Genomic DNA, 8,319 nt, shown 5'->3' on the forward strand with positions numbered 1-8,319 from the left:
CAACTATCATCGGCCTCATACCGCCTGTGCAGATCAGCCACCGGCCAGCCGAGTCCACGAACGTGTAGACAACGTCATGACCTCATACATCTAGAGCTGAAGGGCGCGCCCGCACCCAGCGATCCGACCGTCGCGGCGCTCGCCGAACTGGGCACCGATACGGTCATCGAGGGCGCCGAGAGCGAAAGCTCGAGCGAGGAGTCGGGCCCGGCCACGCTCGGCAAGGGGGACGTCGACGTCGACGGTCCGCTTTCCGGTGGCCCGCTGACGCTGGTGACTGACGAGCCGTCCTCGCTTGCTGCTGCCGCTAACGCGATGGCCGCGGGCTCGCAGGTGCGAGTTGTCACGGGAGACTTCCGTGGCTCGAGCGATGCCATCGCCGATGTGAAGAAGGCCGACGCTGTGTTCGCCTTGGGCCAGAACATGCCTGCAACCGATGATTTCGCATGGCAGGTTGAGGTCGCGAAGTCCGGTAAAGAACTGCCCGGTGGCGGCCAGTTGATGTTTGCGAACAAGCGCTATGTCGCCCTGTACGGGACCCCGGTGACGGACTCGCTCGGCGTGCTGGGAGAGCAGGGCACCGAGGAGACGATCGAGCGAGCCAAGAAGCTCGCTGCAAAATACCAGGAGCTCACCGAGGACACGGTCGTGCCCGCGCTCGAAATCATCGTGACCGTCGCTTCCGGTAAGGCGGGCGATGACGGTAACTATTCCAACGAGTGGGATATCAAGCACTTCACGCCGCTTATCGAGGCCGCCGAGGCGGCCGGGCAGTACATCGTTATCGATTTCCAGCCGGGCCGCGCCGACTTCCTCACGCAGGTCAAGCAGTATGAGGAACTCCTGAAATACCCGCACGTGGGGATCGCGCTCGACCCCGAGTGGCGCCTTGGCCCGGATGAGAAACCGCTGACCCGAATCGGTCACGTCGAGATCGACGAGGTCAATCAGGTGATCGACTATGTCGCGGAGTTCACGAAAGAGCATAAGCTCCCGCAGAAGATGGTGATCCTCCACCAGTTCCAGGTGCAGATGCTGCGCGATCGGGCGAATGTGAAGACGGATCACCCGGAGGTGGCCGTGCTCATCCACGCCGATGGCCAGGGCAGCCAGCCGCAGAAAGATGACACGTGGCGGACCCTGCTAGCGGATGCGCCCGAGGGTGTGCATTGGGGCTGGAAGAATTTCATTGACGAGGACCGTCCCATGCTCACCCCCGAGCAGACGTACCGCATCGAGCCGCAGCCCGATTTCGTCAGCTACCAGTAGTTTTAGGAGCCGGAAAGGCCCTTTGCTGCCAGCCATTCCTTCGCGATGGTGGCAGCAGCGGCCTTTTCGTCGCCGGAGCTGCGGCCGTTCATCTCGATGAGATCCTCGGTCGTGAGCGCTGCCGACACCTTGTTGAGCACCCTCGGTGACCTCGGGAGTCATGGCTTCCTTACGCACGAACGGAACGACATTTTGTGCGGCGATGAGGTTCTCGGGATCTTCGAGCGTGACGAGTTCGTGCTCCTTGATCGACGGGGTCGTCGAGTAAATGTCGGCGACCTGGACCTTGCCATCGAGCAGCGCCTGCAGTGTCGCGGGGCCCCCACCGTCGTTGATCGGAACGAAGGAGACACCGGTGATGTTGTAGACCCGCTCCAGGCCCGGGATTCCGTAGGAGCGCTCCGCGAACTCCGGATTGGCGGCGAGCGAGAAGTCACCGAGTTTGCTCAAGTCGGCGATGGTCTTCAGCGAATGCTCGGCCGCCGTTTCCTTGGTGACGTTCAAGGAGTCCTTGTCCTCTGCGGGAGAAGTTTCCAGGACTCCGGTGCCTTCGGGCAGCGCGTCGGGCAGAGCGCCGGTAATCTCCTCGGGCGCCGTCAGCGTGGTTTTCGGGTCGTAGTAGCTCAGCAGGTTGCCGGTGTATTCGGGGACGAGATCGATCTCGCCGTTTTCCAGCGCGGGGGCATAGACCTCCCGGGCGCCGATCTGCATTGACCGGTTCACACTCACTCCTGCGTCCTCCAGCGCTTGGGCGTACAGCTCGGCGATAATCTCCGATTCTGGGAACTGGGCAGAACCGACGGTGATCGTCGTGTCGCCGCCGGCGGAAGTGGGCGCCGCACTCGTGCGGGTAGCATCGGCGGCATTGGGATCGGAACAGCCTGCGAGAGCAAGTCCTCCTGCGAGCAGGGTCGAGAGAATTACAGTGCGTCGCTTCATGGGTGTACCTCCAGGTCGATTTCCGGATCGAGCGAACGTTGGGTGGAGCGGGTGCGGGCCGCGGGATTGGCCTGCGAGGTGGCGTAAGCCTGTAGGCCGGCGAAGAGCAGATCGATGATGAAGGCAAGGGCGACAACGATGATGGAACCGGCGAGCACGCGGGGAAGGTCACGGACCGCGAGCCCATCGATGATGTAACGGCCGAGTCCGCCAAGGGGCACAAATGCCGCCACGGTCGCCGTCGCGATCACCTGAAGGACGGCGGAGCGGAGTCCGCCCACGATGAGGGGCGAGGCGAGGGGGAGCTCAACCTGCGTCAGGATTTGGGACTCAGTCATGCCCTGGGCACGCGATGCGTCGATAACGGCGCGCGACACCGATTCGATGCTTGAGTAGATGCCTGCGAGCAGGGGTGGAATGCACAAAATTGCGAGCGCCACGATCGGAGGGATCAGGCCAATTCCCAAGAGCAGGACGAGGAACGTGAGCAAGCCGAGCGTGGGGATTGCACGCAGTGCGCCGGTCAAGAGGACCGCGATATTCCGGCCGCGCGAGGTGTGGCCGATGTACAGGCCGAGCGGGACGGCGATGATCGCCGCGAGGCCGACCGCGAGCGCGGTATAGCCGAGGTGCTCCGCCAGGCGGATCGGCACACCGGTGCTGCCCGTCCAGTTTGCGGGATCGGTGAACCACTGCCAGGTGTCGGAAAGGATGCTCATGCGCGCACCTCCGCCTTCGCGGTCCACGGCATCAGCAGGCGACCGGCGAGGACCAGGAGTCGGTCGAAGACGAACGCGACGATGACGATGAGAACGATCCCGATGAGGATCTCTTCGATGAAGCGGCGTTGGAAGCCGTCGGTGAACAGCGACCCGAGATTCGAAATCCCGATGAGGGCCGCGATCGACAACAGCGAGACGGTCGAGACCGCGACGACGCGCAGCGAGGCCAAGATGACCGGGCCCGCGAGCGGTAGCGTTACCTGGAGTGCTCGTTGCAGCGGGGAATAACCGCACGCCTCAGCGGCGGCTCGGACATCCGTGGGGACCGCGTCGAGCGCGTCCGTCACGGAGCGCACCATGATCGCAAACGCATAGATCGTGAGCGCCACCAGAGCGTTGATGGGGGAGAGATAACCCTGTCCAAGGATCGTCGGCAGAATGACGAACAGAGGGAGCGAGGGAATCGTGTAGAGCAGCGACCCGGCTCCCAGCAGGAAACCGCGCAGGGGCTTGACCGAATGCGCGAGCCAGCCGATCGGCAGCGCGAGCGCGAGGCCAGCGAGGATCGGAATGGCCGACAGGTAGATGTGTCGCCACGTCAGCACACCGAGATACTCGGCGTTAGCTATCGCCCAGTTCATTGGTCCAGCACGCCCGCAATTCTGCCGTCCTCGGCGATCACGACGCGGGCCCCGTCCCGCTCTTCGATGCGCAGCCGGCGCTTGGCAGAGTCGAGTCCGACGAACTGCGCGACGAAATCGTCGGCCGGGTTCGCGAGGATCTGTGCGGGGCTACCGACCTGTGCGACCTCGCCACCGGTTTTCATGATGACGACCTGATCGGCGAGCGCGAATGCCTCGTCGATGTCGTGGGTGACGAACACGATCGTGGTGCCAAGCTCCTGGTGGAGGCGGCGGGTCTCGGCTTGGAGTTCGGCGCGAACGATGGGGTCAACAGCGCCGAAAGGCTCGTCCATGAGGAGGACCTCCGGGTCCGCGGCGAGCGCCCGCGCGACCCCGACTCGCTGCGCCTGGCCACCCGAGAGCTGGGACGGATACCGGCGGAACATTTCCTTCGCGATCCCGACCGTGTTTAGGACTTCTTCGGCCCGCTCATTGGCAGTTTTCTTATCCACGCCGCGCAGGCGCAGGACCGTTGCTGCATTATCGATCACGCGTCGATGCGGGAGCAGGCCCGATTGCTGCATGACATACCCGATGGAACGGCGTAGTTCGACGGCGGGCCGGTCGGCGACGTCCTTGCCGTTGATGAGGACGGCACCCGAGGTCGGGTCCACCATCCGGTTGATACAGCGCAGGAGCGTCGTCTTCCCAGAGCCCGACGAGCCGACGAGTGCGGTGAGGGAACCTTGCGGAATATGAAGGGAAAAGTCCCGAACAGCTTCGGTTCCGTCCGGGTACAGTTTGGTGACCGAATCGAAGTCGATCATGATGCTCCTGCCGGTGGCGGTCGGTAAACACCTATCGTCTCAACGCCACCTCAAGGCGGCAAGTGCTACTCAAACTGGTCGATCGTCAGCTTAATCGCGAGGGCGACGACGATGATGAGGAGTGCGGCGCGCACCAGGGCGGTCCCTTTAGCGAGCACGAGTCGGCTACCCAGCATCGAGCCCGCAATATTTGCCACCGCGAGCACGAGACCCAGAGTGAGCCAGATATGGCCCCCGAGGCCGAAGATCAGCAGCGCGCCCGCGTTCGTCGCGACGTTGACCACCTTCGCCGCGGCCGCCGACGTGAGGAACGAGGTCCCCAGGATCGACGTGAACGCGATGATGAGGAACATCCCGGTTCCGGGCCCGAACACACCGTCATAAAAGCCGATGACCGCGGCCGCGATCAGGCTGACCAGATACCAGCGGGTCGTCGCGCGTGGCAGCACCGCAGCATCTTTGCCGAACTCCGGTCGCAGCGCGACATACACCCCGACGGCGACGACGGCGACGATGATGACCGGGCGCATGACCGAGGGGTCAATCACCGTCGCGAGGAGAGCGCCTACCGCTGAGAGCACGAAGGCGGTTGCCATCGCGATGGCCACTGGACGCTTCGGGATGGGGATCTTTCGCAGATAGTTGATCGCCGCCGCGATCGTCCCGGCAAAAGCGGCGACCTTGTTCGTTCCGAGAGCCGTGGCAGGTGGCAGTGTCGGGATCGCCACGAGCATGGCCGGAATGAGGATGAGACCACCGCCCCCGACCACCGCGTCGATGAAACCCGCGAACAGGGACGCGCCAAGCAGCAAGGTGAGCGTGCCGGGATCGGGAAGAGACATGGGCGTGCGTGCTCCTAACGCGGCGCGGGTAGGCTGGGGGTGTGGCAACACTATCCCTTGACGAGGTCCTCGCGCTGTTTGAATCCGCCTATCCGCAACACCTTGCGGAAGGATGGGACGCCGTCGGGCTGATCTGTGGAGATCCCAGTGCCCCCATCGAACGCATCCACTTCGCGCTCGACCCGGTTGCCGCCACCGTCGATGAGGCGCTCGCGAGCGACGCCGACCTCCTCATCACGCACCACCCGCTGTTTTTGCGCGGAACATCCTCCGTCGCGGCCAACCACCCGAAGGGCAGCCTCATCCACCGCCTCATTAAGGGCGATTGCGCGCTGTATAACGCGCACACGAACGCTGATAGCGCGGCCGAAGGCACCGCCGTCGTGCTCGCCGAACTGCTGAAGCTGACCGACGTTAAACCCGTCGATCCACGCTCGGATGATCCGACCCTCGGCCTTGGCCGGTTCGGCACGCTGCCCGCGCCCATGAAGGCTCGCGAGCTCGGCCAACTGCTTGCGGACCTGCTGCCCGCCACGGCGCGCGGCGTCGCCCTCGGCGGCGATCCGGAACGCCAGGTGGCGTCCATCGCCGTGTGTCCCGGGGCGGGAGATTCCTACCTTGCCCGCGTGCGTGGACTTAGCGTCGATGCGATGCTCACCTCCGACCTGCGCCATCACCCCGCCTCCGAGGCCCTCGAGTTCAACGGCGGGCCCGTACTGTTCGAGACGGCCCACTATGCGAGCGAAAGTCCGTGGCTGACACGCGCCGCCGAAGTGCTGGCGCGCGCAAGTCGCGAGGCCGGAGCACAGCTCGATATCACCGTCTCCACTTTGTCGACCGACCCCTGGAATGCGATATACACCCGAAAGGACGCGCGATGACGAAAGCCGATCCCGCAGCCCAACGACACCTGCTAAGCCTCCAAGAGCAGGATCGCTTAATCGCAAAACTCGGGGCCGAACGTCGTAAGCTCCCCGTTCTTGCCACGCTTGATGACCTGCGCGAGACCGAGACTCGACTGCAGCGTGATCGGGTTGCCGCCTCGACCGCGGTTTCCGATGCACGCCGCGATGTGTCCTTCGCCGAAGGCGAGGTCCAGCTGGTGCGTATCCGGCGCGATAAGCAGCAGGCCGTCCTCGACTCGGGCGCGATCGGTGCGAAGGACCTGGGCAATCTGCAAAACGAACTGACGAACCTCGCCGCGCGACAGTCCGAACTAGAAGAAAACGAACTTGCCGCGATGGAGGCGTTAGAAGCGCGCGAAGCCGAACTCGCCGAGATCGAAACGCGACTCGCGACGATCGGCGACGAGATCGCGGCGGCCGAGGAGCAGGCGGGCACCGAAGGCGGCGAGATCGATAAGAAGCTCGCCAAGGCGAGCGCCGACCGCGAGACGATCGCGGAAAAGATCCCGGCCGAGGTCATCGAGCTGTACGAACAGGTCCGCGCTCGCACCGGCGCGCTTGCCGTCGTGGAGCTGCACGGCACCGTGACGAGCCCAATCACGCTGGATTTCTCGCTCGCCGAACTCGACGCGATCCGCTCTACCGCCCCCGATGAGGTGTACGTGTCCGACGAGCACGAATACATCATCGTGCGACCCTCGTGACCTGGATTATCCACACTGACGGCGGCTCGCGCGGAAATCCGGGCCCGGCCGCCCTCGGCTTTACGATCGAACGCGACGGCACGGAGTGCTACGCCTACGGCGAGTTCCTGCAAACCGTCACGAATAACGTCGCCGAATACACCGCCGTGCTGCGCGCACTGCAGACGTTTGCGGAACTCGCGCCGGCGGGCACGCCCGTCGAGATTAAGGCCGATTCGAAGCTCGTCGTTGAACAGCTAAGCGGCCGGTGGAAGATCAAGCACGCCGATATGCGCTCGCTCGCGCTCCAGGTGAAAAAGGTGTACGACCCGACGCTCGTGACCTATACCTGGGTCGCGCGCGAGGAGAACAAGCGCGCAGACGAGATGGTCAACAAGGCCATGGACGCTCGCGGCACCGTCGGGGGAGCGACGGACCAGGACGAGCCCGCCGACGAGGCGCCGCCGGCTGGGCCGTGCCGGTTCGTCGTGGTCGTCGCCCCGATCACCGATCGCACGCTCGCGATCCTCGACCGGCTCGCCGTCGGTCGCGACGAGCGTTTCCTTCCGGTCCGGATCAACCACCTGGCCGACGCGCCCAGCCAGAGCTCGGGCGTGCGGATCGCGCGCCATGTGCGAGCGGCAGGAGCCGAGGTCGCGATGGCCGAGGTCGCCGAGCTTTCGCTCGATGCGGCCGAGGGCGGAACGACGATCCTCTTCGGCCCCGACGCCGCGCACGTGCTGTCGCGTCTAGCCTCGTCGTCGGTCACCTTTGCGCCCGCAGCCGGTTCGGTCAGCGTCATCGACCATGACGCCGGTGCGTTCAGCGTGCGCGCGATCGGAGTCTTTGCCTAGTCACGGATGACGAGCGTGAGCTCGAACCTCTGATCCTTCAGCTCGACGAGTTCGACGCCAAGACCAGTCGCTTCGGCGAGGGCCGCGACCTGTTCGGGACTTGTCGGCGCCTCGGGGGCGGCAAGCACGTGGCGGGTGAGTTCGCCGCGGTAGTGCTTGGCCATATGCGAGACCACCGTGCGCCGCCCATCGCGCTCGCGCACCGCCCGCACCGAGACTGCGACGGCGTCTTTGGCAATGGGCCACATCCGCTGGTAGGGGCCGGAGCGGCAATCGAGGACCAGTCCGTCAGCGCTTGCGATCGGATCGAGCGCGTCGCGCAGGTGGGGCCGCCAATACGAGGCAACGTTGCCCACTCCGGGCAGGATCGCGCTCGCGGGCAGGCGGTAGGGGGCGATGGTATCGGAGGCTTGCACGACGCCGTAGCGGCCCGAAAAGATCCAGACTGACCGGCCCGGCGCCTCAGCGCGATCCGCGAGCGCGGCCGCCGCGTAGAGCACCCCGGTATAGACCTCATAGACGGGGCCGCCGAGCGGTGGCGAGGCGACGTTCCACTCCAGGTCGGCAGTTGAGTCCCTCATAGTGGTGTAGCGGGGTGGTCGTGCTGGACAGCAGGGCGGTCACCGCGTGATCCTCGAGTTCATCTTCTACAACT

9 protein-coding genes are annotated in these 8,319 nt (G+C 64.9%); 3 read left to right on the forward strand and 6 right to left on the reverse strand.

The genetic code is table 11. The annotated features are described in order from the left end of the window. Positions 1 to 1,143 precede the first annotated feature (1,143 nt). From BSZ39_RS14855 to BSZ39_RS11595, 5 genes are all read right to left on the reverse strand, one after another. Positions 1,144 to 2,208 carry an ABC transporter substrate-binding protein gene (locus BSZ39_RS14855; protein WP_281247145.1) on the reverse strand — a complete coding sequence of 355 codons (1,065 nt, stop codon included), beginning with the start codon at positions 2,206 to 2,208 and terminating at the stop codon, positions 1,144 to 1,146. Then, positions 2,205 to 2,927 carry an ABC transporter permease gene (locus BSZ39_RS11580; RefSeq protein ID WP_073717480.1) on the reverse strand — a complete coding sequence of 241 codons (723 nt, stop codon included), beginning with the start codon at positions 2,925 to 2,927 and terminating at the stop codon, positions 2,205 to 2,207. The genes BSZ39_RS14855 and BSZ39_RS11580 overlap by 4 nt, the downstream gene beginning before the upstream one ends. Next, positions 2,924 to 3,571: an ABC transporter permease gene (locus BSZ39_RS11585; protein WP_073717481.1), complete on the reverse strand. Its 648-nt coding sequence runs from the start codon at positions 3,569 to 3,571 to the stop codon at positions 2,924 to 2,926. The genes BSZ39_RS11580 and BSZ39_RS11585 overlap by 4 nt, the downstream gene beginning before the upstream one ends. Further along, on the reverse strand, positions 3,568 to 4,380 hold the full coding sequence (locus BSZ39_RS11590) for an ABC transporter ATP-binding protein (protein ID WP_073717482.1): 813 nt from the start codon (positions 4,378 to 4,380) through the stop codon (positions 3,568 to 3,570). Before BSZ39_RS11590 ends, BSZ39_RS11585 begins: the two co-directional genes overlap by 4 nt. Before the next feature lie 65 nt (positions 4,381 to 4,445). Further along, the gene (locus BSZ39_RS11595) at positions 4,446 to 5,222 is read right to left on the reverse strand and encodes a TSUP family transporter (protein ID WP_073717483.1); all 777 of its coding nucleotides are present in this window, start codon (positions 5,220 to 5,222) and stop codon (positions 4,446 to 4,448) included. 41 nt (positions 5,223 to 5,263) lie between these two features. Here BSZ39_RS11595 and BSZ39_RS11600 point away from each other — a divergent pair, with 41 nt between their 5' ends. The 3 genes from BSZ39_RS11600 to BSZ39_RS11610 are packed head-to-tail and all read left to right on the forward strand — an operon-like array spanning position 5,264 to position 7,664. After that, positions 5,264 to 6,103 carry a Nif3-like dinuclear metal center hexameric protein gene (locus BSZ39_RS11600; RefSeq protein ID WP_073717484.1) on the forward strand — a complete coding sequence of 280 codons (840 nt, stop codon included), beginning with the start codon at positions 5,264 to 5,266 and terminating at the stop codon, positions 6,101 to 6,103. Next, positions 6,100 to 6,831 carry a zinc ribbon domain-containing protein gene (locus tag BSZ39_RS11605; RefSeq protein ID WP_073717485.1) on the forward strand — a complete coding sequence of 244 codons (732 nt, stop codon included), beginning with the start codon at positions 6,100 to 6,102 and terminating at the stop codon, positions 6,829 to 6,831. Before BSZ39_RS11600 ends, BSZ39_RS11605 begins: the two co-directional genes overlap by 4 nt. Then, a complete protein-coding gene (locus BSZ39_RS11610; protein WP_073717486.1) occupies positions 6,828 to 7,664 on the forward strand; it encodes a ribonuclease HI family protein in 837 nt (278 codons plus the stop codon). The genes BSZ39_RS11605 and BSZ39_RS11610 overlap by 4 nt, the downstream gene beginning before the upstream one ends. Here the strand turns inward: BSZ39_RS11610 and yaaA are convergent. After that, positions 7,661 to 8,245, reverse strand: coding sequence for a peroxide stress protein YaaA (gene yaaA / locus BSZ39_RS11615; RefSeq protein ID WP_073717487.1), 585 nt, complete (start codon positions 8,243 to 8,245; stop codon positions 7,661 to 7,663). The two genes, BSZ39_RS11610 and yaaA, sit on opposite strands and share 4 nt — an antisense overlap. Between the last annotated feature and the right edge of the window lie 74 nt (positions 8,246 to 8,319).

Source organism: Bowdeniella nasicola (assembly GCF_001907295.1).
GTDB lineage: Bacteria > Actinomycetota > Actinomycetes > Actinomycetales > Actinomycetaceae > Bowdeniella > Bowdeniella nasicola.